Annotated in this window: 26 protein-coding genes; 11 read left to right on the top strand and 15 right to left on the bottom strand. The window is 67.2% G+C overall.

What is annotated here, in order from left to right; genetic code table 11:
* Positions 1-76: 76 nt before the first annotated feature.
* From BCL67_RS03010 to BCL67_RS03020, 3 genes are all read left to right on the top strand, one after another.
* Positions 77-883 (top strand): hypothetical protein, encoded by an 807-nt coding sequence (locus tag BCL67_RS03010; protein ID WP_106121982.1) that lies wholly within the window; start codon positions 77-79, stop codon positions 881-883.
* Between the two features lie 34 nt (positions 884-917).
* Positions 918-1844 carry a hypothetical protein gene (locus BCL67_RS03015; RefSeq protein ID WP_106121983.1) on the top strand — a complete coding sequence of 309 codons (927 nt, stop codon included), beginning with the start codon at positions 918-920 and terminating at the stop codon, positions 1842-1844.
* A gap of 275 nt (positions 1845-2119) precedes the next feature.
* The gene (locus tag BCL67_RS03020; protein WP_106121984.1) at positions 2120-2338 is read left to right on the top strand and encodes a hypothetical protein; all 219 of its coding nucleotides are present in this window, start codon (positions 2120-2122) and stop codon (positions 2336-2338) included.
* Positions 2339-2465: 127 nt separating this feature from the next.
* On the opposite strand, the gene BCL67_RS03025 is transcribed toward BCL67_RS03020, so the two are convergent.
* A complete protein-coding gene (locus BCL67_RS03025; RefSeq protein ID WP_106121985.1) occupies positions 2466-2924 on the bottom strand; it encodes a Fur family transcriptional regulator in 459 nt (152 codons plus the stop codon).
* 165 nt (positions 2925-3089) lie between these two features.
* Between BCL67_RS03025 and glyA the strand changes: the two genes are divergently transcribed.
* The 4 genes from glyA (at position 3090) to BCL67_RS03045 (ending at position 6942) form a co-directional block, all read left to right on the top strand.
* Positions 3090-4367, top strand: a complete 1278-nt coding sequence (glyA, locus tag BCL67_RS03030; RefSeq protein WP_106121986.1) for a serine hydroxymethyltransferase — start codon at positions 3090-3092, stop codon at positions 4365-4367.
* Positions 4368-4375: 8 nt separating this feature from the next.
* Positions 4376-5293 carry a bifunctional methylenetetrahydrofolate dehydrogenase/methenyltetrahydrofolate cyclohydrolase gene (locus BCL67_RS03035; RefSeq protein ID WP_106121987.1) on the top strand — a complete coding sequence of 306 codons (918 nt, stop codon included), beginning with the start codon at positions 4376-4378 and terminating at the stop codon, positions 5291-5293.
* A 74-nt stretch (positions 5294-5367) separates the two neighbouring features.
* A complete protein-coding gene (locus BCL67_RS03040; RefSeq protein WP_106121988.1) occupies positions 5368-6390 on the top strand; it encodes an LLM class flavin-dependent oxidoreductase in 1023 nt (340 codons plus the stop codon).
* Positions 6391-6594: 204 nt separating this feature from the next.
* Positions 6595-6942: a TfoX/Sxy family protein gene (locus BCL67_RS03045; RefSeq protein WP_106121989.1), complete on the top strand. Its 348-nt coding sequence runs from the start codon at positions 6595-6597 to the stop codon at positions 6940-6942.
* Positions 6943-6984: 42 nt separating this feature from the next.
* On the opposite strand, the gene BCL67_RS03050 is transcribed toward BCL67_RS03045, so the two are convergent.
* On the bottom strand, positions 6985-8043 hold the full coding sequence (locus BCL67_RS03050) for a PDR/VanB family oxidoreductase (protein ID WP_181255866.1): 1059 nt from the start codon (positions 8041-8043) through the stop codon (positions 6985-6987).
* Between the two features lie 6 nt (positions 8044-8049).
* A complete protein-coding gene (locus BCL67_RS03055; RefSeq protein WP_106121990.1) occupies positions 8050-9168 on the bottom strand; it encodes an aromatic ring-hydroxylating dioxygenase subunit alpha in 1119 nt (372 codons plus the stop codon).
* A 158-nt stretch (positions 9169-9326) separates the two neighbouring features.
* Between BCL67_RS03055 and BCL67_RS03060 the strand changes: the two genes are divergently transcribed.
* Entirely contained in the window at positions 9327-9935 is a 609-nt protein-coding gene (locus BCL67_RS03060) for a PadR family transcriptional regulator (protein WP_106121991.1), read from the top strand.
* Here BCL67_RS03060 and BCL67_RS03065 read toward each other — a convergent pair.
* The 7 genes from BCL67_RS03065 to BCL67_RS03095 all read right to left on the bottom strand — a co-directional run bounded on the left by BCL67_RS03065 (position 9932) and on the right by BCL67_RS03095 (position 17469).
* Positions 9932-11488: an acyl-CoA synthetase gene (locus BCL67_RS03065; protein WP_106121992.1), complete on the bottom strand. Its 1557-nt coding sequence runs from the start codon at positions 11486-11488 to the stop codon at positions 9932-9934. The two genes, BCL67_RS03060 and BCL67_RS03065, sit on opposite strands and share 4 nt — an antisense overlap.
* Complete coding sequence (locus BCL67_RS03070) at positions 11485-12486, bottom strand: ABC transporter substrate-binding protein (RefSeq protein WP_106121993.1); 1002 nt, start codon at positions 12484-12486, stop codon at positions 11485-11487. The genes BCL67_RS03065 and BCL67_RS03070 overlap by 4 nt, the downstream gene beginning before the upstream one ends.
* 172 nt (positions 12487-12658) lie before the next feature.
* The gene (locus BCL67_RS03075; protein ID WP_106121994.1) at positions 12659-13663 is read right to left on the bottom strand and encodes an ABC transporter substrate-binding protein; all 1005 of its coding nucleotides are present in this window, start codon (positions 13661-13663) and stop codon (positions 12659-12661) included.
* A gap of 92 nt (positions 13664-13755) precedes the next feature.
* Positions 13756-14229: a MaoC family dehydratase gene (locus BCL67_RS03080; RefSeq protein ID WP_106121995.1), complete on the bottom strand. Its 474-nt coding sequence runs from the start codon at positions 14227-14229 to the stop codon at positions 13756-13758.
* A gap of 142 nt (positions 14230-14371) precedes the next feature.
* On the bottom strand, positions 14372-15568 hold the full coding sequence (locus BCL67_RS03085) for an acyl-CoA dehydrogenase family protein (RefSeq protein WP_106121996.1): 1197 nt from the start codon (positions 15566-15568) through the stop codon (positions 14372-14374).
* Complete coding sequence (locus tag BCL67_RS03090) at positions 15561-16463, bottom strand: amidohydrolase family protein (RefSeq protein WP_106121997.1); 903 nt, start codon at positions 16461-16463, stop codon at positions 15561-15563. The genes BCL67_RS03085 and BCL67_RS03090 overlap by 8 nt, the downstream gene beginning before the upstream one ends.
* 82 nt (positions 16464-16545) lie before the next feature.
* Entirely contained in the window at positions 16546-17469 is a 924-nt protein-coding gene (locus BCL67_RS03095; protein WP_106121998.1) for an SDR family NAD(P)-dependent oxidoreductase, read from the bottom strand.
* Between the two features lie 132 nt (positions 17470-17601).
* Here BCL67_RS03095 and BCL67_RS03100 point away from each other — a divergent pair, with 132 nt between their 5' ends.
* Positions 17602-18102: a MarR family winged helix-turn-helix transcriptional regulator gene (locus tag BCL67_RS03100; RefSeq protein WP_106121999.1), complete on the top strand. Its 501-nt coding sequence runs from the start codon at positions 17602-17604 to the stop codon at positions 18100-18102.
* Between the two features lie 113 nt (positions 18103-18215).
* Here the strand turns inward: BCL67_RS03100 and BCL67_RS03105 are convergent, their stop codons facing one another.
* The 5 genes from BCL67_RS03105 to BCL67_RS03125 all read right to left on the bottom strand — a co-directional run bounded on the left by BCL67_RS03105 (position 18216) and on the right by BCL67_RS03125 (position 24115).
* Complete coding sequence (locus BCL67_RS03105) at positions 18216-19031, bottom strand: ABC transporter ATP-binding protein (protein WP_308737946.1); 816 nt, start codon at positions 19029-19031, stop codon at positions 18216-18218.
* Between the two features lie 210 nt (positions 19032-19241).
* Complete coding sequence (locus BCL67_RS03110) at positions 19242-20015, bottom strand: ABC transporter permease (protein ID WP_106122001.1); 774 nt, start codon at positions 20013-20015, stop codon at positions 19242-19244.
* Positions 20012-20740, bottom strand: a complete 729-nt coding sequence (locus BCL67_RS03115; RefSeq protein ID WP_106122134.1) for an ABC transporter permease — start codon at positions 20738-20740, stop codon at positions 20012-20014. Before BCL67_RS03115 ends, BCL67_RS03110 begins: the two co-directional genes overlap by 4 nt.
* 560 nt (positions 20741-21300) lie before the next feature.
* Positions 21301-23130, bottom strand: coding sequence for an ABC transporter permease (locus BCL67_RS03120; RefSeq protein WP_258174712.1), 1830 nt, complete (start codon positions 23128-23130; stop codon positions 21301-21303).
* Entirely contained in the window at positions 23120-24115 is a 996-nt protein-coding gene (locus BCL67_RS03125) for an ABC transporter ATP-binding protein (RefSeq protein WP_106122002.1), read from the bottom strand. The genes BCL67_RS03120 and BCL67_RS03125 overlap by 11 nt, the downstream gene beginning before the upstream one ends.
* Before the next feature lie 208 nt (positions 24116-24323).
* On the opposite strand from BCL67_RS03125, the gene BCL67_RS03130 reads away from it, so the two are divergent.
* Both BCL67_RS03130 and BCL67_RS03135 read left to right on the top strand, forming a co-directional pair.
* Positions 24324-25031, top strand: a complete 708-nt coding sequence (locus tag BCL67_RS03130; RefSeq protein ID WP_106122003.1) for an ABC transporter ATP-binding protein — start codon at positions 24324-24326, stop codon at positions 25029-25031.
* The gene (locus BCL67_RS03135; protein ID WP_106122004.1) at positions 25028-26323 is read left to right on the top strand and encodes an ABC transporter permease; all 1296 of its coding nucleotides are present in this window, start codon (positions 25028-25030) and stop codon (positions 26321-26323) included. Before BCL67_RS03130 ends, BCL67_RS03135 begins: the two co-directional genes overlap by 4 nt.
* The last annotated feature ends 21 nt before the right edge of the window (positions 26324-26344 follow it).

The following is a 26344-nucleotide window of genomic DNA, read 5'->3' on the forward strand; positions in this document are numbered from 1 at the left end:
TACGCTGAAGAGTCCCACCGGCATCGTCCCCGCGCAGGGTTCGCTGGTCATCATGAACGTTCCCCAAGGAGACCCTATGAAGCGCTCGGCCCTGGCAGGCAGCTGCGTCGCCGCCGTCGTGCTGCTCACCGGCTGCGCCGGAAACCCCTTCGAGGACGACGCCGACGCCGCCGAGCCCGAGGTCCCGTCCTTCGGGGAGATCCAGGACCGGATGTGGGACGCGATGCTGACCGCGGACACCGTGAGCATCGAGGGCGAGATCCAGGCGGCTGAGGCCGACGTCGATCAGATGTTCGAGGAGATCGACGAAGACGACACCGGTGATCTGCTGATCAACGGGGCCGTGGACGGCAGCGACTCGGAGATGACCTTCACCGCCGGGGATGTGACCTTCACCCAGCGTGCCGTCGACGGCGTGGAGTACTTCCGCGGAGAGGACTTCGCCGCGCTGCTGATGAGCGAGCTCGACGAGGAGATCGCCGACCTCCTCGAGGAGGAGTTCCTCACCTCGGTGGTCGCCGAGCAGTGGGTCCAGTTCAGCACCGAGGGTGCCGGAGCCGTGTTCTCCGCCCAGGACTTCATCAGCACCTGGCAGCGCGAGCTCGACGGCGACGAGGCCGCCGCGATGGACGGGGCCGCGGAGACCCGAGAGGGCACCGAGGTCTACGTCTACGCCACCGCCGACGGCGCCACCGAGCTGGTGGTCGCCGCAGAGGGCACGCCCTACCTGCTCGAGATGCGCGACGGCGAGTCGACCTACGCGTTCAGCGCCTGGGACGAGGCGCAGCGTCCGGAGAAGCCCGAGAACGTGATGACCCTGGATGAGATCTTCGAGGCGATCGCCGACGAGCAGGGCTGGTCCACCGAAGCAGACGACGCCTAGGCCTGGCCCCGAGACACAGTGGAAGGTAGACACCATGAGCAGCACGACGAAGACGTCCCCGAAGGCCGTCAGCCGAGCATCCAGCCTGACGGCGGTGTTGGGCATCGCGGCCCTGGCACTTGCCGGCTGCGGCGGGGAAGACCCCCGCGAAGCGGAGAATCCGCAGGAGAACCTCGACGCAGAGGGTGCCGAGAGTCAGGGCGTGGCCTCCGACGAGATCGCCGAGAGCGAGGATGACCAGGAGGTCGCCGACCTCGCGGAGATCGAGGACGATGTCTGGGAGTCCTCCATGGACCAGTCCAGCGTGAGCATCAACATGGTCGCGGGCCTCGAGCGCGGCCACCAGCTCTTCGGCTACGCGCCAGAGTTCTTCGAAGATGAGGGGGAGAGCTTCGAGCTCTCGGTCACCGGAGAGCTCGAGGGTGACTCGGCCGCCGTCCTGGACTACACCCCGGACTTCGAGGTGCTCAGCTTCGGCGACGACGCCTATCAGAGTGTCGAAGCCTTCGTCTTCGACTATCAGGCGCAGGTCCCACCTGAGGTGGAGCCGGAGGTCGACGCCGAGGAGCTCCGCGCAGCGCTGAGCGCCGAGGGCGAATGGATCGACGTCAGCGGCGCCGAGCCCTCCGTGCCGCGCACTCCCGCCGCCGTGCTGGAGATGCTGCGCGCCGAGATCACCGAGACCCTGGAGGTGGACTCGCTGGCCGAGCTCGAACTGGAGACCTCCCTGGACACCCGAGAAGGTCAGAACGTCTGGGTCTACTCCAACGAAGAGGTCGAGCTGGCCGTGCTCGCCGACCAGGAATCACCGCAGCTGATCGGACTGGTCCTGCCCGGCGAAGACGCAGACCTGGAGGTCACCGTCACCGACTGGGAGGAGGCGGGCACGCCCGAGCAGCCCGAGGATGACACGGTCATCCAGGATGAGCAGCTGCAGCAGATCCTCAACGACCTGGTCTGACCCCGACCTGGCGTGATTGGACTCCACGCGGAGGACCTCCGGCCTGCGCCCAGCTCTCACTCAGGAACTGGTCCGCACAGCAACAGGGGCTTGACGCGGGGTAAGAGCTTCCATCGAATCGACGCGAATCGGCAGATTCTGCTGGCGCTGAGGCCTGTCGTCTGTGCAGTATGGGTGCAGGTCATCACGGTGATCCAACACGGTCCCTCGACGATGACAGACCGCGGAAAGACCGCGCAGCATCACTTGATGCAAATGACGGAGGTAAACGAAACATGGCTACCACCGAGACGAGCAAGCTTCGCACCCTGGCCGGCGTCGTCGGCATCGGCTCCCTGGCCCTCTTCGGGGCCACGGCCTGCGATGACGGCGGGACCGAGACCGAGGACCCAGCGGTCGAGGATCCAGCGACTGAGGAAGAGCCCATGGAGGAAGACACCATGGAGGAAGAGCCCATGGACGAAGAGACCATGGAGGACGACGGAGACGTGTGATCGAGGTCTTCTCTCCAGAGATCCCCCGCAGGGAACACCGGTTCCCTGCGGGGGATCTCTGTGTGTCGGCACGGCATGCGACCGCAGGCGTCAGCAGGCAGGCCCGCCGGGCGAGCGCAGCAGCGGCTCAGGCCTCCGCAGAGCCGCCGGAGCCGACGAGCTCCGCGGAGCTCTCCCCGCAGGTTCTGCAGACGCCGCGGAAGACCACGTCGGCGATCTGGATCTGCATGCCCAGGCTGGCCGGAGCCTGCAGGCAGGGCGCCTCGCCATGAACGCACTCGACATCCTCGATCCGGCCGCACAACGTGCAGATCGCGTGATGATGGTTGTCGTGGGTGCGCGTCTCGTAGCAGGCCGGGGAGCCCGGAGGGTCGAACCGGCGCAGCAGCTCCCGCGCGGTGAGGTCATGGAGCACCGTATAGATCGACTGCACCGTGATCTCGGGCAGCGCTGCGCGGACGGAGGCGTGGATCGCCTCGGCCGGCTTATGCGGCTGGGCAGACACGGCCTCCAGGACGGCCAGGCGCTGGCGAGTGACGCGGAGTCCGCGTTCGCGCAGCCGGGCAGGCCAGTCGGGGGAGGTCATCACCCCAGTGTGCCGCACATATGAGTCATTCACAATAAAATCGGGTGTGTGTCACATCCTTGTCCTGACGGGGGTCAAGCCCGGCAATCCGGCATGGACCGCCCCCGCTGGGCGATAGACTGGCTCACGCTGCCCCGTATTCATCCGCAAGGAGAGCTTCAGAGCATGAGCACATCGGATATCAACAACGCCCCACTGGCCGAGGTCGATCCAGAGATCGCTCAGGCGATCTCGGATGAGCTGGGACGTCAGCGCGACACCCTCGAGATGATCGCGAGCGAGAACTTCGTGCCGCGCGCCGTTCTGGAAGCCCAGGGCTCGGTGCTGACGAACAAGTACGCCGAGGGCTACCCGGGGCGGCGCTACTACGGCGGCTGTGAATTCGTCGATGTCGCGGAGAACCTCGCGATCGAACGCGCCAAGGCGCTCTTCGGCGCGGAGCACGCCAACGTCCAGCCCCACGCGGGCGCCCAGGCCAACGTGGCCGTGATGACCGCGTTCCTGAAGCCCGGCGACAAGCTGATGGGCCTCTCGCTCGCCCACGGCGGACACCTGACCCACGGCATGAAGCTGAACTTCTCCGGCAAGTTCTACGAGATCGCCGCCTATGAGGTCGACGCCGAGACCGGCATCATCGACATGGACAAGGTCCGCGAACAGGCCATCGCCGAACAGCCCGACATGATCGTCGCCGGCTGGTCCGCGTACCCCCGCCAGCTCGACTTCGCGCGCTTCCGTGAGATCGCCGACGAGGTCGGAGCGATCCTCTGGGTGGATATGGCGCACTTCGCCGGCCTGGTCGCGGCAGGGCTGCACCCCAACCCGGTGCCCTACGCCGACGTCGTCACGACCACCGTGCACAAGACCCTCGCCGGTCCCCGCTCGGGCATCATCCTGACCAAGGAAGAGCACAAGAAGAAGATCAACTCCGCGGTCTTCCCCGGCCAGCAGGGCGGCCCGCTGATGCACGCCATCGCGGCCAAGGCCATCGCGTTCAAGATCGCCGGCACCGAAGAGTTCGCCGAGCGGCAGAGGCGCACCATCGAAGGCGCCCAGATCCTGGCCGAGCGGCTCATCGCCCCCGACGTCACCGAGCACGGCGTCTCGGTGCTCACCGGCGGCACCGACGTGCACCTGGTCCTGGTCGATCTGCGCAACTCTGAGCTCGACGGCAAGCAGGCCGAGGACCGGCTCCACGAGGTCGGCATCACGGTCAACCGCAACGCGGTGCCCAACGACCCGCGCCCGCCGATGACCACCTCCGGTCTGCGCATCGGCACCCCCGCCCTGGCCACCCGTGGATTCGCCGAACAGGAGTTCCGCGAGGTCGCCGACATCATCGCCGAGGCGCTGAAGCCGGATGCGGACCTCCACGGGCTGAAGTCCCGCGTCTCCGCGCTGACCAAGGCATTCCCGCTCTACGAAGGCCTCGAGGAGTGGTGAGGCCGACGATGACCGAGACGTCACAGCAGGCCCAGAATTCCCAGCCGGCACAGATCCTCGACGGCAAGGCCACCGCCAAGGCGCTCAAGGCTGACCTGGCCGAACGGGTCTCCGCGCTGAAGGCCCGAGGGGTCACCCCGGGCCTGGGCACGGTGCTGGTCGGAGCCGATCCGGGCAGCCAGTCCTACGTGGCCGGCAAGCACCGCGACTGCGCCGAGGTGGGGATCAACTCCATCCAGGTGGAGCTCAGCGCCGACACCACCCAGGAGCAGCTGCTCGCCGAGCTGGAGAAGCTCAACAACGACCCGGCCTGCACCGGCTACATCGTTCAGCTGCCGCTGCCCAAGCAGCTCAACACCCAGCAGGTGCTCGAAGCGATCTCCCCGGAGAAGGATGCCGACGGGCTGCACCCGATGAACCTCGGTCGGCTCGTGGCCAACGTGAACGACGAGATCACCACCCCGCTCCCGTGCACGCCCAAGGGGTGCGTGGATCTGCTCGACCACTACGGCCTGGACCTGCGCGGCAAGCACGTCGTCGTCGTCGGACGCGGGGTCACCATCGGCCGGCCGATCGGGCTGCTGCTGACCCGGCGCGACGTCAACGCCACGGTGACCCTGTGCCACACCGGCACCAAGGACCTGGCCGCGCACCTGGCCACCGCCGACGTCGTCGTGGCCGCCGCAGGGGTCAAGCACATGATCGACCCCGCGGACCTGAAGCCCGGCGTGATCGCCCTGGACGTGGGAGTCACCCGGGAGGTGAACCCGGAGACCGGCAAGGCGAAGATCTATGGCGACCTCGCCCCGGGCATCGAGTCGGTGGCCTCCTGGTACTCGCCCAACCCAGGCGGCGTCGGGCCGATGACCCGGGCCGAGCTGCTCGCCAACGTGGTCCTCACCGCGGAGCGCCAGCTCGCGCAGTAGCTGGCGAGGCGGCTCTCCCGGCAGCTCGCGCCGCACCCAGGAATAGCCGTGCACCCCAGCGTGTTCTTTCAAATGTGAAAAACCTCGGATTCCTCTCCTTCGGACATTGGACGCCCTCACCGCATTCGCAGACCCGCTCTGCGTCTGACGTGCTGCTGCAGTCCATCGACCTCGCTGTGGCGGCCGAAGAGCTCGGCGTCGACGGGGCCTACTACCGGGTGCACCACTTCGCCCGGCAGCTGGCCTCGCCGTTCCCGCTGCTCGCCGCCGTCGGCGCGAAGACCTCGCGGATCGAGATCGGCACCGGCGTGATCGACATGCGCTACGAGAACCCGCTCTACTTCGCCGAAGACGCCGGCGCGGCGGATCTCATCGCCGAGGGCAGACTGCAGCTCGGCATCTCCCGCGGCTCACCAGAGCAGGCCGTCGAAGGCTGGCGGCATTTCGGCTACCAGCCCGCCGACGGCGAGTCCGACGCTGACATGGGTCGCAGGCACACCGAGGTGGCGCTGCAGGTGCTCTCCGGTCAGGGCTTCGCCGAACCGAGCCCGCGTCCGATGTTCCCGAACCCGCCCGGGCTGCTGCGCCTGGAGCCGCACTCCGAGGGTCTGCGTCAGCGGATCTGGTGGGGCGCCGGATCCGACGCCACCGCATGCTGGGCGGCGTCGCGCGGCATGAACCTGATGAGCTCCACGCTCAAGGACGACGAGACCGGCGAGCCGTTCCACATCCAGCAGGCCAAGCAGATCCAGGCCTTCCGCGAGGAATGGGCCAAGCATGATCACGGCTTCGAGCCTCGGGTCTCGGTCTCGAGATCGATCCTGCCCATCGTCTCGGACCAGGACCGGGCCTACTTCCTGGGCCAGCGCGACTCCAAGGACCAGATCGGGATGATCGACGAGAAGACCCGCGCGATCTTCGGGCGCAGCTTCACCGCCGAGCCCGAGGTGCTGGTCGAGGAGCTTGCCAAGGACGAAGCGGTCCAGGCCGCGGACACCGTGCTGGTCACCGTGCCCAACCAGCTGGGAGTGGACTACAACGCCCACATCCTGGAGTCCCTGGTCGAGCACGTGGCCAAGCCGCTGGGCTGGAAGTAGCCCCAGCTCCCGCTTTCGCGTTGAGGGGCGGGTTCTCCGAGTAGTCGAGGCCTTGCGGCCCATGAACTGCCCGCAGAATCCGCCCCTCGACGTGTATGGGAGGGCCGCTGACCGTAGGCGGGCCGGGTGCCGCGCCCTAGACTCACCCTGATGAGGACGACGGCGCGCCTGTCGCCACAGAGCTGAAGCAGGGAAGAGGCAGCCATGACCCCCGCGCAGAACGCCCTCCTCGAACGGCTCCGAGACCGTCTGGCCCGCGAACCTGTGATCCGCGAGGTCTCGATGTTCGGCGGACGCTCGATCATGGTCAACGAGAAGATGATCCTCAGCGCCCTGGAAGATGGAGGCCTGCTGGTGCGCGTCGACGCCCACCAGCACCAGGAGCTGCTCGAGCGGCCCGGCGCGACCGAGGCGGAGATGGGGCCGGGACGCGACATGGGGCCCGGCTGGATCCAGGTCTCCGCCGAGGCGATCACGCGCGAGGATGCGCTGAGCGGGTGGATCGCCGTCGCGATGCAGCACAACCGGGCGGTGACCGGCGGTGCGCCATGAGCAGCGCTGCGGTCAGGACAGGTCCACGTTGAGGGGACTGGGTCAGGGGAAGTCGAGGGTCAGCATCGGACGCCTCGAGGCCGAGCCCTCGCGATCAGCCTCGCCGTCGCTGGAACCGGCCTGAGCGCCGTCGGCCTGCGCGGAACCGGCGCAGGAGGCCACCCGAGACACGCACACGCAGAGCTTGGTGTCGGCACGCTTCTCCGCCTCGCTGAAGAAGACGTCCCGGTGGTCGATCACGCCGTGGAGCTGCTCGGCCTTGACCACGCAGAGTCCGCATTCGCCCTTGCGGCAGTCGTACATCGCCTCCACGCCGACCCGCTCGAGCGCCTCGAGGATCGACTCGTCCGCAGAGACCACCGTGCTGCGCTCAGACCCGCGGATCCGCAGCTCGAACTCCTCCGGATCGAACCAGCCGCTGTTGCCGAAGGTCTCATAGCGCAGATTCGGCAGCGGCAGCCCGCGCTCGATCCAGGCTCGGCGCACCGCATCCATCAGCCGGATGGGACCGCACATATAGAACTCGGTGGAGTGATCCACGCCATCGAGCAGCTCGTGCACGTCAAGGACATCGCCCTCGTCGTCGACGGAGGGTCTCAGCCGTGGTCCGTGCTCCTCGCGCAGCTCGTCCAGGAACGCCATCGCCGGGCGGGAGCGTCCGACGAAGACCAGCTGGTAGTCCGCGCCGAGGCGCTTGAGCACCCGGGCCATCGAGTGGATCGCCGTGATGCCGACACCGCCGGCGAGCAGCACATACCGCGGTGCTCCTACGCGCAGCGGGAAGTTCTGCAGCGGCGAGGTGACCTCCAGGGAGTCGCCCGGCTCAAGGGCGTGCATGAACCGCGATCCGCCGCGCGAGGTGGGGGAGCGGCGCACCCCGATCTTCACCCAGGACCCGTCCGGCGCACCCTCGACCACCGAGTAGGAGCGGACCGACTCGGAGTCGCTGCGACCCGGGGCGACGCGCACGTCGATATGGGCGCCGGGCTCGGTGAAGAGCGGTCGCTCACCGGCCAGGACGATCTCGGCGATCTCATCGGCGGCGGCCCGGTGGGAGGTCACCACGGCGTGCTGCCAGTGCAGCTGGGTTCCCTGAGACACCGGGGATCAGCCCTTGGCGTCGGAGAGGTCGGCGTCGGAGGCCACCAGTGCGCGCTCGGCCTCCACGGCGCGCTGGATCAGCCGCCGCACCCACATGCCGCCGGCGTCGATGTTGAGGTTGTAGAACTCGTGGTCCGGGTTGTCCAGGATCGCCTGCTGCTGCGCGGTCAGCATCTCCTCGTCCTCGGCGAAGACCCCGTGCACGCCGTCGCGCAGCTCGGTGGTGATCCGCTGGCTCTCCAGGCGATAGTTCCGCATGAAGGCCCAGTAGTACATGGCGTTGCTCTGGTCCACCGGGGAGATCGTGTTCATCACGTACCCGTTGACGCCCTGGCTGCGGTCCCCGGTGAGTGCCCCGGTGCCCGCCTTCGCCACGCCCACGTCGATGCAGATCGTCGAGGGCATCTGGAACTCGATGATCTGCCAGCGATCGACCTTCCCCTCGAAGTCCGGGAACTTGTCGCGCATGTTCTTCAGCCAGAACGGCGGGGCGTCGATGTTCTCCATGAACCGGGTGACGGTGACCGTGCGGTCATCGTGGGTGACCTCGATATCGGACTCGCTGAGCTCCTTCTGGCCGATCGAGGAGGAATGCAGGAACTCCTCGTGGGTCAGGTCCATCAGGTTGTCCAGCACCAGCTGGTAGTTGGCGCGCACGTCGATGGTCTTGCCGTCGCCGGCCCACTCGTCCGAGCCCATCTGGTGCATGTCCGGGATCAGCTCTGCGTCGGCGAGCATCGGGTCCCCGGGCCAGACCCAGATGAACCGGTGCCGCTCCACCACGGGGAAGGAGTTCACCATCGCGGAGGGGTTGATCGTCTGCTGTGCGGGCATGAAGGTGCAGCGGCCAGCGGAGTTGTACTGCAGGCCGTGGTACGGGCACTGGACCCCGTCGGGACCCACCAGGGACCCCATGGACAGCGGAGCGAGCCGGTGCCAGCAGGCGTCGGTCAGGGCGACAGGGCGACCCTCCTCGGTGCGGTAGAGGGCCATCGGGCGGTCAGCGACCTTGCGGGAGAGGATCTTCTTGCGATTGACCTCGTGATCCCATCCAGCCACGTACCAGGCGTTGAGTGGGTATGCCATGTTCTTCGCGGTGGCACCGCTCGGGCTCAGATCCGTCATGTCCGCCTCCTGGGGCTCGGGGCTGCCGCGACGACCGGTTCCGGCCTGCTCGACAACGCCAATAGCTATGTACATAGTTATATGTGCTCTGAGTCACAGGATAGCTCTGGATATAGTGGAGGGCAAGCACCTGCCCCATCTCGAGAGGTCCCGACGCCGTGAGCCTGCGCTACGCCATTCTGGCGATCCTTACCGCAGCACCACTGACCGGGTACGAGACCGCCAAGCGCTTCGAAGGCTCGGTCGGTCATGTGTGGCACGCCCCGGACTCGCAGATCTATCCCGAGCTGCGCCGGATGGAGGCCGAGGCCCTGGTCGAGGGGCGCGAAGAGCGGTGGGGTCCGAAGGGCACCAAGACGCGGTACTACATCACCGCGGCGGGGGAGGCGGCGTTCCGCGACTGGATGGCCACTCCGCTGAAGTACGCTCCCTGGCGCGATGTGGCCCATATGCAGGCGGCCTACTTCGAATGGACCGACCCGGAGAGCGTGCGCATGCATCTGGAGCAGCATGCGGCGCACTACACCGAGCAGATCGCGCAGTGGAGCAGCCAGGTCCAGGCGATCGAGTCCCATGAGCACCCGATGATCGCGGCCCGGCTCGAGCGCTATCCTGCCGAGCAGCACGAGCGCATCGTCGCGTTCAAGGCCTTCGCCTACGAGGGGCTGATCCGGCTGGCCCAGGCCGAGGTGGACTGGGCGCACAGCGGCCTGGAGCTGCTGGAACGGCTCGACGCCGACGTCCCGGCCGCCGACGCCGGAGACTAGGCGAACTGCCTGCGCAGGTCAGGTTTGCGGATCTTGCCCGAGGCGGTGCGCGGCATGGACTCCACGAACACCACCGACTTCGGGATCTTGTACCGGGCCAGCTTGCCGTCGAGATGGCTGAGCACCTGGTCCTCGGTGAGCTCGTGGCCCTCGCGCACCACGACGACCGCCCGGGGGACCTCGCCCCAGCGGGCATCCTCGACTCCGATGACGGCGACCGCGGCCACCGCTTCAAGCGCGGCGATCTGCTGCTCCACCTGGGCCGGGTAGATGTTCTCCCCGCCGGAGATGATCATGTCCTTGAGCCGGTCGGAGATGAACAGGAAGCCGTCCTCATCGAAGTACCCCATGTCCCCGGTCTTGAGCCAGAGCCCATCGGCCTCCTGCACGAATGAGGAGGCTGTGGCCTCGGGGCGGTTCCAGTACTCGGTGATCACGTTGGGGCCGTGGACCTGGATCTCCCCGACCTCGCCCACCGGGCAGGGCCGATCGGACGGGTCCACCACGCGGACATCGGTGTGGAAATGGGGGAGCCCCCCGGAGCCCTGCTTGGGCCGCGAGTAGGCCGGGGGCAGGGTGGTGGCTCCCGGCGAGGTCTCGGTCATCCCGTAGCCCATGGTGAAGGCGAGACCGCGTCGCTCATAGGCATCGAGCACCCGCAGCGGCACCGCGGAGCCCCCGCAGGTGAGGTTGCGCAGCGAGGAGATGTCGGTGTCCTCCCACGCCGGGTGCTCACAGATCAGCTGGAACGTGGTGGGCACTCCGGAGATATTGGTGACCTGGTGCTCTTCGATCAGCGCCAGCACTCGTCCCGGTTCGAAGCGCTGCTCCAAGATGATGCTGCCCCCTTTGAGCAGCACCGGCAGCGCCCCCTGCCCCAGGGCCGCGACGTGGAACAGCGGCGCGATCATCAGCGCCACGTCCTTGCTGGAGAGATCGAAGTCGGTGAGCACATTGATCGCGTTCCAGGTCAGGTTCCCGTGGGTGAGCATCGCACCCTTGGGGTTGCCGGTGGTCCCGGAGGTGTAGAGGATCACCGCCAGGTCATCGAGCTCGACGGCGACGTCGAGGCGCCCGGTCCCGCCGGAGGCCAGCACCGCCTCGAACTGCTCCACCGGCACCGGGAATGCGGCCGGCTCCTCGCTCCGCGACGGCGCGTCCTCCACGGTGAGGATGCGTTCTACGGCGGTGTCCCGGGAGGCGGGCGCCGCGAGAGCCGACAACGTGGTCGAGGTGACCAGCAGTCTCGCGCCGGAGTCCTGCAGCGCAAACTGGATCTCCGGCGGGGCCAGGCGGGTGTTCAGCGGCACGAAGACCGCGCCGAGGCTTCCGGCGGCGAAGAGCGTCTCGAGGAACGCCGCGGAGTTCTCCCCCAGATACGCGACCCGGTCACCAGGGCTGAGTCCACGATCAGCCAGGGCGTTGGTGAGCTGGTCGACGCGCTGCGCGAGCTGGTCATAGGTCTGTTCTCCGGCCGCGCTGATCAGCGCCGTGCGTCCACGCGACCGTACCCTGCGGCGGTGGATCCAGTCGCCGAGTCCGTGGTTCTTCATCGAGCACCCTCCCAGACCAGGTCATCGATGTTCGGAACTTCACCGATGAGTCCATGCCGCTCGGAGATCTCCGCGACCTCTTCGAGGGAATCAAGATTGACGTCTTCCGGGAACGCGGGGATGGCGAGCTCTTCCAGCATGGACTCGTCGATGGAGGTGTACTCCAGCAAGACCTGGCGCACCGCCTCGGGATTCTCCGCGGCGTAGGCCTGGGACTCCCGAACCGCGGTATGGAAGCTCTCGACCAGCTCCGGATCTTCATCGACCAGCTGCTGGGAGGCGAAGTAGGTGCCGACGCCGAGTTCTTCCACGACATCAGCGTAGGGAGCGAAGATCCGATCGTAGCCCTCGTTGTCGGCCATGCTCGCGAAGGGGTCCACGGCGAAGATGGCGTCGACATTGTCAGCCTCGAGCTGGGCGAGCATGTCCGGGAAGGCTACTTCCACGAAATCGACGTTCGACGGCTCGCCGCCGGCTTCGAGCACGCCTTCGGAGATCATCGAGTCCGAGATGTTGTTCAGCGTGTTCACGGCCACGCGCTGGCCCTCAAGGTCCTGCGCAGATTCGATGCCGGAGTCCGGCTTGACCAGGACGGCGCCGAAGTCATTCTCCGAATCGCCGGTGGTCTGCGGGCCTGCGGCCACGGTCTGCAGCGGCAGCCCGTTGTCGGCTGCGATGAGCAGGGAGGTCACGTTGGAGAACCCGAAGTCCATATCTCCGGAGGACACAGCGGGGATGATGGCGGCGCCGCCCTGTGCGAGGGTGAGCGTCAGTTCGATGCCATGCTCCTCGAAGATGCCCTCCTGTTGACCCAGGTAGATCGGCGCCACGTCAACGATGGGGATCAGTCCGAGCTCAACCTCGGTGAGCTCGCCGCTTCCGGCCTCCGCGTCGTCGGCTGGTTCGCCGTCGGCATCGCCAGAGGGGGAGCCGCTTCCGCAGGCTGAGAGGGCAAGGACGGCGCAGAGGGCGAAGGCCCCGCGGGAGAGGTGCTTCATGATGAATCTCCGATGTGGTCAGCGGTCAGGGACGACGGCGACGGTGCCGAACGTCCCTGGGGTCAAGGGTCAAGGGTCAAGCGTCAGGGCTCAGGGGTCCGCGTGGATGCGCGGCGGTGGTGGTCGGCAGGGATCTCTCCTCCCACCACCGCCGCGCTCCCGCAGAAGGGGTTTACTCGCCTTCGAAGTACAGCGTGGAGGTGTCCGGCTCGTTGCTGATGAAGTCGAACTTCACCATCAGCGCACCGGCCTCTTCGATCTGATCCCGGCGGATCTCGCCGTCGAGCTCCTCCATGCGGAGGTTCTCGGCGGCCTCTTCGGGCAGGTCGATGAACTCCGGAAGCAGCGCGCGCACGCCTTCCTCATCCGCCTCGGCGGCCTCCAGGGATTCGGTCATCGCGTCGCTGAACGCCTGGGCGACCTCGGGGTTCTCGTCGACGTACTCCCCGGAGCTGAAGCTCACCATGGTGGGCATTCCGGCGATGGCGTCCTGGAAGGAGTAGCCGACCAGCTGGTTCGCCTCGTCGGCGAGTGCGTTGCTCAGGAAGGGCTCGGGCACCCAGATGGCGTCGGTGTTGCCCTGCTCCAGCTGGGCCTGCATGTCCGGGAAGGGCATCTCGGAGAACTCCACGGCTTCAGGGTCGCCGCCGGCCTGCTCCACGGCTTCCATGATGGTCAGGTCGCCCTGGGTCTGCAGCGCGTTGACCGAGACGGTGTTGCCCTCGAGCCCGGTCCAGTCATCGATGCCGCTCTCCACGGTCGAGACCACCCCGGCGATGTCATCGCCCTCGGCCAGCGAGTTGGAGTAGCCGGTGACGATCCGCATGTCGAGGCCGCGGTCATTGGCGTTGAGCACCGAGTTGGGGTTGCCGATGCCGAACTGCAGCTGCTGGTTGCTCACGGCGGGGAGCATCGCCGCTCCGGCGTTCGAGTCGGAGAGCTCGACGTCGAGCCCGTGCTCCTCGAAGATGCCGTTCTCGATGCCGTAGTAGATCCCGACCGAGGGTGCGATGGGCAGCACGCCCACCGTGATCGACGTCAGCTCGCCGTTCTCGCTGCCGGTATCACCCTCAGCGTCGGCGTCGTCGCCGCCGGAGGCTGATCCCGAGCCGCAGGCGCTCAGTGCGAGGATGCTGACCGCGGCGATCCCGGTGATGGATGCGAAATTCTTCTTCATGGTTGCTCCTTGGTGTGTGGGGTCGCGGAGGGGCGGCCCACGATGGGCGTATCTAGTCAGTGCGGGTGATGACGGGTGCTAGGCCTTGTTGATCACGGGTAGAAGCGAGCCAGGAAGGTCGCCACCACGGCGGGGCGCTCCTGGCCTTCGACCTCGAAGGTCGCGTCGACGACCAGGTGGAGACCGCCACCCTTGACCTCTTCGACGGCGCTGATGGTGCCGCGCATCCGCACCTTGGATCCGACCTTCACCGGTGCGGTGAAGCGGACCTTGTCCAGGCCGTAGTTGAGCTTGGTGCCGACATCGGTGACGTCGAAGAGCTCGCCCCAGAACGGGATGATCAGCGACAGCGTCAGGAAGCCGTGGGCGATGGGCGCTCCGAACGGTCCGTCTTTGGCCCGTTCGGGGTCCACGTGGATCCACTGGTGGTCGTCGGTGGCCTCGGCGAAGGTGTCGATCATCTCTTGGGTGATCTCGCGCCAGGCCGTCTCACCGAGGTCGGTGCCGGCCATCGTGCGTGCGTCCTCGAATGAGACGACGGTGCGGGCGGGGTTGGTGTCGGTCATGCTGCTCCTTGAGGTGGTGAGTGATTCACTGCTCGAGCGACCCGAGTGTGTCCTGGGTCACATTGTGTTTTGGGTAGGCGTGTCCCCGGGTCGAATCTCAGTCGCGAGATCTGCTGGGAGTGACGTGGGCGGGCAGGGGGGGCTAGGTGAAGGCTCCTACTCCGGTCACCGCGCGTCCTACGATCAGCGCGTTGATCTCGTGGGTGCCCTCATAGGAGTAGATGGCCTCGGCGTCGGCATGGAAGCGGGCGACGTCGGTGTCCAGGGTGATCCCGTTGCCTCCGCAGACCTCGCGGGCCAGCGCCACCGTCTCGCGCAGTCGCAGCGAGGTGTACATCTTGGCCAGCGCGGAGTTCTCGTCGCGGTAGATCCCTGCGGCCTGCTGCTCGGTGAGCTGGACGACCATGCCCAGGGAGGCGGTCAGGTTGCCCAGCATCAGTGCGAGCTTCTCCTGGATCAGCTGGAACCCGGCGATGGGCCGGCCGAACTGCTCGCGCTGCCGGACGTAGCTCAGCGCGGCCTCGTAGGCGCCGGCCATGGCCCCGGTGGCCATCCACGCCACGTCCGAGCGCATCCGGCGCAGACATCCTGCGACGTCGGAGAAGCTGTTGATCCGCTGCAGCCGTGCGCTGTCCCGGACCCGGACCTGATGGTAGGTGATGTCGGCGTTCTGCATGATCCGCAGCGAGGCCTTGCGCGGGATGACCTTCATGGAGACTCCCGCGGCGGAGGTCGGGACCAGGAAGCACTTCACCTGGCCGTCGGCGGTGTCCCGTGCGAAGGTGGCGACGACGTCGGCCGCGGTGGCGCCGCCGATCCAGCGCTTGGCCCCCTCGATGATCCAGTCCTGGGTCTGCGGATCCTGGGTGGCCGTGGTCGCCAGACCTCCGGCGACGTCGGATCCGTGCTCGGGCTCGGTCAGCCCGAACACCCCGGTGAGCTCGTGGGAGACGATCTTCGGGTCCAGCTCGCGGGCCTGCTCGGCGGAGCCGCCCACGGCGCAGACCGTGCGGAACAGGCTGGCCTGGGCGTTGTAATAGGTGGCCACGTTGATGTCGCACCGGGTGAGCTCGAAGTTCCGGAAGCCCAGGAAGAGGTCCCGGATCGGCTCCCCCGCCCCGCGCAGGGCCGGCGGGTCCATCAGCTCCAGGCCGCGCAGCGGGGCGATGATCTCCGCCGGGAAGCGGGCCTCATCCCATGCCGCATTCAGGTGCGGATGGACCTGGGTGCTGAGCACCTCGCGCAGCTCGGTGATCACGCCGCGCTCGGCGGGGGTGAGTCGTTCCGCGAAGCCGTAGAGGTCCGAGGGGATGACCGTGCCGGTGACAGGTTCACGCATGAGCTGCTCCTGATTCGTCGAGCCCGAGCAGCGCGACCGCGTTGTGCTTGAGGATCTTCGGCCGGACCTCGTCCTTGATCGGCAGCTCGGCGAAGGCGCGCAGCCATTTCTCCGGCGTGATCAGCGGATAGTCGGTGCCGAAGAGCAGCTTGGCGGAGAGGATGTTGTTCGCGCTGCGGACCAGAGCTGAAGGGAAGTACTTCGGGGACCAGCCGGAGAGGTCGATGTAGACGTTGGACTTGTGCGTGGCGATCGAGATCGCCTCGTCCTGCCAGGGCACCGAAGGGTGCGCCATGATGATCGGCAGCCCGGGGAAGTCCGCCGCGACGTCGTCGAGCAGCAGCGGATTGGAGTACTTCAGCTTCAACCCCGCCCCGCCGGGCGTGCCCGCGCCCATGCCGTTCTGTCCGGTGTGGAAGATCAGCGGCAGCCCGATCTCCTGCAGCGTCTCCCAGAGCGGGTAGAACTGCTGGTCGGAGGGGTCGAAGCCCTGCACCGTGGGGTGGAACTTGAATCCGCGGACTCCGAGCTCCTCGGCCTGGCGCCGGGCCTCCATCAGGGCCGCGGGTCCCGTGCGGGGGTCCACCGAGCCGAAGGGAAGCAGCACGTCGTTGTTGCGCAGGCATCCCGCGACCAGATCGTCGATCGAGTTCGGCGCGTGCTGCATCTGGGTCCGGGCGTCCACGGTGAAGACCACGGCCGCCATCCGATGGGACCGGTACACCTCCGCGATGCGATCGATCGAGGGCGTGCGCTCCTCGGTCTTGAAGTACTTCGCGGAGGCGTCGAAGAACAGCTCGGGCAGCGCCCGATGTCCGTCGGAGTCCATCTCCAGGTGGACATGGGTGTCCACAGCTTCGATCGTGGCTACGTCGATCGCGGATCGGTATCGCATCGGGAGGGGCCCTTTCCGGCTCGGTCTGCTCGGGCTGTTCGGTCTGTCAGGTCGTTCGCGGCGCGTGGCGCGGGCTGCGTGCTCAGGGGGTGGGCTGCAGCTCGGCGGGGAGCTCCGGCATGGACTCGCCCACCGACTGCAGGTGAGCACCGATGATGTCGCGGCCCTCGGTCTGCAGCGTGGCGTAGTCCCAGCCGCCGTCGTGGTATTCCTGGACCACCGGCTCCGGGTGGCTCCAGACCTGCAGGCGGTCGCCGCCGGCGCCGATGACCTGCCCGGTGATGCCTTCGACGGCGTCGGAGGAGAGGAACGCGACGACGCCGGCCGCATCGGCTGCCGTGCCGAAGCCGAGGCCCTTGCGGAAGAAGTCGGGCATGGGCTCACCCTGCTCGTCGGCCTCCACGGCCTTCTGGAAGTACGGCACCGTCTTGGTCATGGCGGTGGCGGCCACCGGGATCACGGCGTTGACGCTGACTCCGGCGCGCTTCATCTCCAGCGCCCAGGTGCGCACCATGCCGACGATGCCGGCCTTCGCGGCCGCGTAGTTGGTCTGTCCGAAGTTTCCGCGCTGACCGGTGGGGGAGCCGATGCAGACGATCCGCCCGGCGACGCCCTCGGTCTTGAAGTGTTTGAACGCCGCCCGGACACAGGTGAAGGTGCCCTTCAGGTGGACGTTGATCACGGCGTCGAAGTCCTCGTCGGACATCTTCAGCAGCGACTTGTCGCGCAGGATCCCGGCGTTGGTGACCAGGATGTCGAGGCCGCCGAAGCTGGTCAGCGCGGCCTGGACCAGCTGCTCCGCGGTCTCGGTGGAGCCCACCGGGGCCACGACGGCGACGGCGCGGCCGCCGGCGGATTCGATCGTCGCCACGGCGGCGTCGGCGTGGGCCTGGTCCACGTCGTTGATGACGACGGCGGCGCCCTGGGCGGCGAGTTCCTGGGCGTATGCGAGTCCCAGTCCGGCTCCGGACCCGGTCACGATGGCTACCTTGCCTTGCAACGACATAGTCTCTCCTTCTGTATGACCTGACGGTCTAGGTTTACTGTGATACATCTCACTTGATAATATTGAGAAAGTCAATGATTTGGCTTCTCATCCGTCCAATCCCGCATCCGGGAACCGCTGCTAGGAGAATCCATGCCCCCCTCGACCACCGCCGCCTCCGCCGCGGCGCCGTCTTCGACGAAGTCGGCCACCAGCGAGGGAAGCGAGGAGCGCTTTCTGCACTCTCCCCTGGCTCGAGAGGTCGCCTTCCTGACTGCGCGTGCCCGTGGCCGGGGCAATGCCCTGGCCAACCAGCTGCTGGCAGATCTGGACCTGAAGGTCCGGCATTTCTCGGTGCTCGCCATGGCCTGCTCCGGGACCAACCCCTCGCAGCGTGAGCTGGGAGGGTTCCTGGATCTGGACCCCAGCCAGGTCGTCGCGCTGGTGGACGTGCTGGAGGGTCGAGGTGTGATCCGCCGGGAGCCTGACCCGCGGGACCGGCGCTCCAAGATCCTGGTCGCCACCGAGGCTGGCCAGGAGCTCTACGCCCAGGCCGCCCGGCGCACCCGCGAGGCCGAGGATCAGACCCTGAAGAAGCTGAGTTCCGCTGAGCGGGATCAGCTGCGCGAGCTGCTCGCCCGCATCGTCTTCTAGGCCCGGCTCCCGTCTCAGCACCGGGTCCTCGGCCCCGGCCGGGATCCCGGGCCCCAGTCCCAACACCGGGCCCCGGGGCCAGATTCGGCCCCGGCGCCCCGGTCCCGGTCGGACTACTTCATGGCGACGGCATCCTCGGGCCGGAAGCCCTTCTTCGCCAGCTGGATCTGCTCATAGACGTGGTGACGCAGCTCGGCGAACCGCTGGGAGGATCTGGTCTCGAGCTGATCCCGCTCCGCCGGAAGGTCCACCAGCACGTCCTCCTGGATGATCGTCGGCGAGGAGGACAGGATGATCACCCGCTCGCCGAGATACACGGACTCATCGATGTCATGGGTCACGAAGAGCACCGAGACGCCCAGCTTCTTCCAGATGCCGCGGACCAGGTCCTCCAGGTCCGCACGGGTCTGGGCATCCACCGCCGCGAAGGGCTCATCCATGAGCAGCACCTCCGGCTGATAGGCCACGGCGCGGGCGATCGCCACGCGCTGCTGCATGCCGCCGGAGAGCTGCCAGGGATAGGACTTCGGCACATGGGCCAGTCCCACCGCCTCCAGAGCCTGCTCCACCGCCTCCTTGCGGGCGGCCTTGTCCATCCCCTGGTTCTTCAGCGGCAGCTCGACGTTCTCGGCCACACGAAGCCAGGGGAAGAGCGAGCGGCCATATTCCTGGAAGACCACTGCCATCGACTTCGGCGGTCCGGTGACCTTCTGTCCGTGCAGCGTGACCTCTCCGGCGCTGGGCGCCATCAGGCCTGAGATGCACTTGAGCAGCGTGGTCTTGCCCGAGCCGGAGGGTCCCACCAGGCAGGCCAGCTGACCCTTGGGCAGATCGAAGGTCAGGTTCCTGACCGCCTCGATGTCGCCGCCGTCGGTGTGGTAGACCTTCTTCAGGTTCTGCACCGAGAGCATCGGCTGCTCGCCGGGCATGGTCTTGCCCACCGGGATCCGGCCGTCCGGGGTCTCCTGGATGCTGGACTGGCTGATCACGGGGTTCGTGGGCTGTGAGTGCGCGGAGGTCATCTCCGGGTCCCTTCTCTGGAAGTGAAGTCTGTGGAACTGGTGTCTCTGGAGCGTGTTCAGGGGTGTGGCCTCGGCGGCGTGCGGTCGCCGGTTCGCCTGGTCGATGCGAGTCCGAGCTCAGGCTGACTGCTCGATCTCGCGCAGCCCGTGGTACCAGCCCAGGACCCAACGCTCGGTGAGCTGGAAGATGAACGAGAGCACCACGCCGATCAGGCCCAGCAGGACGATCCCGGACCACATCTCCGGGATGGCGAAGGAGCGCTGGAACTGCACGATCGCGAAGCCCAGCCCCTCGGTGGAGGCGAACATCTCCGAGATCACCATCAGGATCAGCGCGATGGAGAGCGACTGCCGGATGCCGGCCATGATCTGTGGCATGGCCGAGGGCAGGATCAGGTAGCGGACGCTGTTGAACTTGGTCATCCCATAGGTCCGGCTGGTGTCGGCCAGCACCTCGTCCATGGAGCGGACACCCTCGATGGTGTTGAGCAGGATCGGCCAGACCGCGCCGAGCACGATCACCGAGACCTTCATCTCGTCGCCGATGCCGATCAGCAGCATGATCACCGGGATCAGCACGGGCGGCGGGATGGCCCGGAAGAACTCCAGGGTCGGTTCCAGCAGCGCGCGGAGCCACCGGAAGGAGCCGATCAGCAGTCCGCCGACGATGCCGATCAGGATCGAGAGCGCGATGCCGGTCATGAGCCTTCCCAGGGAGGGGAAGACGTCGCTGACGAAGCGCTCGCTGGTCCAGGTCTCGAAGAAGGTCTCGATCAGCAGCTGAGGCGTCGGGACGAAGAAGCTCGCCTCACCCAGCGTCGCGACGAACCAGATGAGGACCAGGATCAGCGGAAGCGCCACGATGTGCAGAAAAGTACGGATATAGGTCATGCCGCCACCTCCGTGCGGACCGAGGAATGCCAGGACAGGATCTTGCGCTCGATCATGCGCATGACCAGGTTGACCAGGACCCCGAGCAGGCCGGTGGCCAGCACGAGGGCGTACATGGAGACGTAGTTGCCGCCGGACTGGGCCCGGCTGATCTCGGCGCCCAGGCCGGGGGTGCCGATGATCAGTCCGGCGGTGATGGCCAGGATCAGCGCCACCGCGGCCGCCAGGCGAACACCGGTCATCACGTACGGCAGCGCCGTCGGGAAGATCACGTAGCGGATCCGGGCGACGGGCCCGAGGCCGTAGGACCGGGCGGTGTTCATCGCCACCGAGTCCACATCGGCGACTCCGTAGAGCACCTGGATCAGAACCTGCCAGAAGCAGGCATAGACGATCAGCATCAGGGCGGACTCGATGTCGGTGCCCAGGAGCAGGACCGCCAGCGGGATCAGCGCCACCGAGGGCACGGGGCGCAGGAACTCGATGGTGGAATTCGTGAACCGGCGCAGGAACGTGGACGATCCGATGATGAAGCCCAGCACGGTGGCGAGCACCACGGCGATGATCATGCCCAGCGCCCAGGCCCGCATGGTGTCACCCACGGCGACCCAGAAGTCTGTCAGTCCGAAGTTGCTGATCAGTCCACCGATGGCCTCAGAGGCCGGGGGCATGAAGCGCGCATTGACCAGTCCGGTCACCGGCAGGAGCTCCCAGGTCAGGAGCATGCCGAGCACGCCGGCCGCGCCCAGGGCCTTGGTGCCGAGTCCGCGCCGTCGTCGTCGTCGGGCTCGACCGGGTCCTGAGGTCGTCGCGCGACCGGTCGCGCCGCTCTGCGCCACCGAGGTCAGCGGGGCCGCGGGGTCAGGCCGGGTGGCGATGTCCAGGCCGGCCGAGGTCGAGACGTCGGTGTGCCGGCGGATGTCACCGCCCCGGCGGTCCGCGGCGGCGGAGGCCTCCCAGCGGTGCAGCCGGTGGACGTCCTCCTCACGGGTCCGGGGGGCATCACCGCGGGGATCGATCCCCGGGCTTGAGCTCTCATCAGTCATCTATGACTCCTTGTGCAAGGTTGCTCGGATCACCACAGCCAGGTCGCTCGACTGTGATCCAGAACACATCACGATCAGGATAGGCCCCCGCGGCCAATAGTTCAAGAAGTCAATGATTGAGATATTCAAGGGCAATGCTGCACACCCACGAATTGAGGGGCGGATTCTCCGAGCATCTCAAGCCCGAAGGGGCGAAAAGTACTCGCAGAATCCGCCCCTCAACGGGGTGGGAGTGGGGTTCAGCGGAGGAAGAGCTTCTTCATCCGGTAGGTCGTCAGAGCCAGTCCGGCGACGATCATCACCAGGTAGTAGCTGATGTGCACCAGGGTCAGGCCGCTGAAGTCCCAGAAGGCGATGTCGCGCATCAGCTCCACCGCGTGCCACAGCGGCAGCGCCTGGATGAACGCCTGGACCCCGGCGGGGTAGACGCTGATCGGGAAGAGCGTGGCCGAGAAGAGGAACATCGGCATCAGCACCATCATCATCCAGTCCATCTGCTGGAACCGGGTCATGAAGGAGGTCACCGCCATCCCGATCGAGGCGAAGCCCAGGGCGACGAAGAGCGCGGTGCACCACATCAGCACCGCAGCCAGCGGATCGACCAGACCCCCGACCAGCAGCACGCCGAGGAAGCCCAGGGCGTAGAGCCCGCCGCGGAAGAGCGCCAGGCAGATCTCGCCCACCGCCACATCCACCGGGCCCAGCGATGTGGACATCATGGTCCGGTAGAGCTTGGTGATCTTGAGCTTGAAGAACACGTTCCAGGTGGAGTCGAAGATCGCACCGTTCATCGCCGAGACCGCGAGCAGCGCCGGGGCGATGAACGCCGCGTAGCTGATGGTCCCGCCGCCGCTCAAGCCGACCTGTTCGGCGTCGACCCCGGCGATCATCGGGGAGATGCCCAGGCCGAAGGAGGTCAGGAACAGCACCGGCTCCAGCAGGCCGGAGAGGAAGATGACTCCTCGGTTGTTCCGGATCGCGGTCAGCCCGCGACCGAACACCGCGCGGATGTTGCCGGAGTAGTAGTTCGCTCCGAAGCCGCGGCGGAAGGAGATCCGCGGAAGCTCCGAGCGAACGGGGGTCGCGGCGGAGCTGGTCTCGCCGGGGACCGAGCGGGCGACGTCGGAGGCGTCCTTCACCGCGAGCCGCTCCTGGCGCCTGGCATCGGCCTTGGCCCCCGGGGTGCGGCCGCGCCACTCCTCGAGGCCCAGCCGGCGGGTGAAGACCCGCACCGTCGCCAGCCAGGCGAGGATGGTGATGCCCAGCAGGTAGAGCACATGCACCAGGATCAGCCACGCCGGGGTGGGATGGCCGAAGGCGAGCACCCGGCCCAGCTCGTTGGCGTGCCAGATGGGGGAGAACCAGCCCAGGACCTGCAGGAAGCCCGGAAGGTTCGTCAACGGGTAGAAGGTGCCGGAGAAGAGGAAGAGCGGCATGATCACGAAGCGCTGGATCAGCGACATCTGACCCTTCTCGTCGCGCAGCGTGGAGACATACGCCATGATCGGCAGTCCGATCGCGAGCCCGCCGAGCATCGCGCTGGCGATCATCAGCACCCCCAGCGGGGAGCTGATCGCCCCGAAGAGGTAGAGCACCCCGGTGAAGATCGCGGCGTGGACCCCGAAGCGCACGCTGACCGCCAGGATGTGGCCCGAGGCGATCTGACCCGGGCTCAGCGGGGAGGCCTGGGCGCCGTAGTAGAGCCGACGCCACTTGAACCCCTCCATCACCGGGAAGGTGAACTCGATGCCCGCGGCCATGGCCACCGTGGAGGCCAGGATCGCCGGCGCGATGTACATCAGGTAGCTGCTGGCACCGTATTCGGCGAAGTCCCCGCCCTCGCCGACGAGCACGCCGAGGCCGAGCCCCATGGCCAGGATGTACATGATCGGCTGGCTCACCGAGGAGAAGAGGATCACGGTGCCGTAGGCCCGCATGCTGCGCAGCGTGCGCTCGGCCTGGTGCAGCGCGCCGAAGCGTCGGGCCCGCCCGGCCATGGTCACCTTGTCCGCGGCCGGACTGTCGGGGTCCTGCAGCTCCGGGTCTCGGGTCAGGTGCTCAGTCGACAAGGGTCCTCCCGGTCAGTCGCAGGAAGACATCCTCCAGGGAGGACCGGCGGACCAGCGAGGTCATCGGACGCAGTCCTGCCGCGTGGATCTGCTCCAGCGCGGACTCTGCGGAGCCGGCATAGACCAGCAGCCGGTCGGGGAGCACCTCGACGTGGCTGAAGCCGACGCCGGATGCGCTGCCGCTGGAGGATGCCCTGCCGTTGGAGGGCGCCGGTGCGGAGGAGAGCAGCGTGGTGAGCTGCTGGGCCTGCTCCTGGTTGCGGTCCAGGCCGAAGCGCAGCTCCAGCACCTCGCGGGTGGAGTGGTCTCGGATGAGTCCGGCGGGGGAGCCCTCCGCCATGATCCGTCCCTGGTCCACCACGATCAGGCGCTCGCAGAGCTGCTCGGCCTCGTCCATGTGGTGGGTGGTCAGCACCAGGGTGGTCCCGGACTCCCGGAGTCGGAAGAGCCGGTCCCAGAGGATGTGGCGCGCCTGCGGGTCCAGCCCGGTGGTGGGCTCGTCGAGCAGCAGGATCTCGGGCTCGTTGACCAGCGCGCGGGCGATGGTCAGCCGGCGCTTCATGCCGCCGGAGAGGTCCTCCACCCGGGCGGTGGCCTTGTGGGTGAGCTGGGCGAACTCGAGGAGCTCCTCGGTCTTGGCGTTGAGCCAGCGCCGGGGCAGCCCGAAGTAGCGGCCGTACATGATGATGTTCTCCCGGACGCTGAGCTCCTCGTCCAGGTTGTCCTGCTGCGGGATCACTCCCAGCCGAGCCCGGACCTCTGGTCCGTTCTGCTCCGGATCGAGTCCTGCCACCGACATCGTCCCGGCGCTGCGTGAGGCCACCGCCGCGATCATCCGCATGGTGGTGGACTTGCCCGCACCGTTGGGTCCGAGCAGGCCGAAGGACTCACCTCGATTCACGGTGAAGTCGATGCCGTCAACGGCAGTGAAATCTCCATAGCGCTTGGTCAGACCTGTGGCGCGGATCGCATGTTCAACGGGCATGACTGGCAGTGTACTCGCGTCGATGATCCCTGGTGAGAGCGTGATCGAGGGATTTTCGCAGAGTCGGTGCCCCGCCGAGGTTCATCCTTAGGGGCGATGTTCTCGGCACCGTCATCCTGGAGAATGAACAGGTAGTTCCAACTTCTCGCTGCAGGTCACGCCCGCATCGGGTCCCCGCAGCATCGCTGAGCAGTATGAAAGGTCATCAATGTCCACTCCAGTTCTCGAGACCGAGAACCTGGTCAAGGTCTATGGCAAGGGCGCAACCCGTTTCGACGCGCTCAAAGGCCTGACCTTCGAGATCCATGAGGGCGAATCCGTCGCCATCGTGGGCAAATCAGGTTCCGGCAAGTCCACCCTCATGCATCTGTTGGCGCTTCTGGACGAGCCCACCTCCGGCGTCGTCGCGCTGGGTGGGGAGCCGGTGACGGCGCTGAAGCCCAAGAAGGTCTCACAGCTGCGCAATGACACCTTCGGGTTCGTCTTCCAGCAGTTCTTCCTCAACCCGAACCAGACCGTGCTGGAGAACATCACCCTGCCGCTGAAGATCGCAGGGGTGGGCAAGTCTGAGCGCAACCGCCGCGGCATGGAGGTCCTGGAGCAGCTGGACATGGCCGACAAGGCCAAGAACAAGGCGACGAACCTCTCCGGCGGCCAGAAGCAGCGCGCCTGCATCGCTCGGGCGCTGGTGAACAACCCCACGGTGCTCTTCGCCGATGAGCCGACAGGCAACCTGGACACCGCCACCTCCGAGATCGTGGAGGACATCCTCTTCGGGCTGCACCGCGACCAGGGCATCACCCTGGTGGTCGTCACCCATGATGAGGACCTGGCCGCGAAGTGCCAGCGTCGACTCATGATGCAGGACGGCGAAATCGTCACCGAGGAACATGGCGCCACGGGGGTGCACGCATGAGGTCAGTCGACGTCGCGCGCACCGCGCTGGGCAACACCTTCCGTTCCAAGCTGCGCACCGCCCTGACCGTGGTCGCCATCGTCATCGGTTCCTTCACGCTGACCCTGACCTCCGGGCTCGGCGCCGGGGTCAACAAGTATGTGGACACCGTGGTCGGCGGGTTCGGCGGATCCTCGCAGATGTTCGTCCTGAGCACCGGCGCGGCCGACGCCGAGCCGACCGACGGCCCGGCCGAATACGACCCGGAGGCCGCAGCGAGCTCCGGTGGGATGTTCGGACCCGGCTCCGGAGGCGGGGTGCTCACCGATTCTGACATCGAGACGATCGAGGAGATCGAGAACGTCTCCGCCGTGGACCCGATGGTCTTCGTCTCCCCCGACTTCATCGAGACGCCCGACGGTGCGCAGTATGACCTGGAGCTCGACGTGCCGGCCAACGCGCTGGGACTCGAGCTTGCGGCCGGCGACGCCCCGGGCGATGACGGCATGGAGCTCAGCATCCCCGAAGACTGGCTCACCATCTTCGACACCGAGGACGCCGAGCAGGTCATCGGCGAGACCGTCCAGATCGGGATCAGCAATGTGACCGGCGAGCAGTCCACGGTCGAGGCCGAGGTCGTCGGCGTCTCCGAAGAGGCGCTCTCCGGCATCGGGGCGACCCCCATGCCGTCCCGGGAACTGAACCAGCAGCTCAACGATCTCTCCATGGAGGGATATGAGGGCCAGGCGCAGAACGCCTACACCATGGCGGTGGTCGATGTGGAGAACATCGAGACCAATGAACAGGGCGTCAAGGACGCGCTGGTCGAGGAGGACCTCCTCGGGCTGACCGTGGAGGACCAGATCGGTGCGGTGCAGGGCGTCATCGACGCGGTCTCCTGGGTGCTCTCCGGCTTCGGCCTGATCGCGCTGCTCGCGGCAAGCTTCGGCATCGTGAACACGCTGCTGATGTCGGTGCAGGAACGCACCCGAGAGATCGGCCTGATGAAGGCGCTGGGCATGTCCAGTGGCAAGGTCTTCGGCCTGTTCTCCATGGAGGCCGTGGTCATCGGCATCCTGGGCTCGGTCATCGGCGTGGTGCTCGGACTCGGTGCGGGGCTGCTCGGCAACGCCTGGCTCACCGGGGAGGGCGGGCCTCTGGGCGGCGTCGCCGGGCTGACGCTCTTCGCGGTGGATCCGCTGGCGATCATCGGCATCACGGCACTGATCGTGTTCATCGCCTTCCTCGCCGGCACGCTGCCGGCGGCGCGAGCGGCGAAGAAGGACCCGATCGAGGCGCTTCGCTACGAGTGAGCCCGGCCCGCTGGGCCTAGA

The organism is Nesterenkonia sandarakina (assembly GCF_003003175.1).
Taxonomy (GTDB): Bacteria; Actinomycetota; Actinomycetes; order Actinomycetales; family Micrococcaceae; genus Nesterenkonia; species Nesterenkonia sandarakina_A.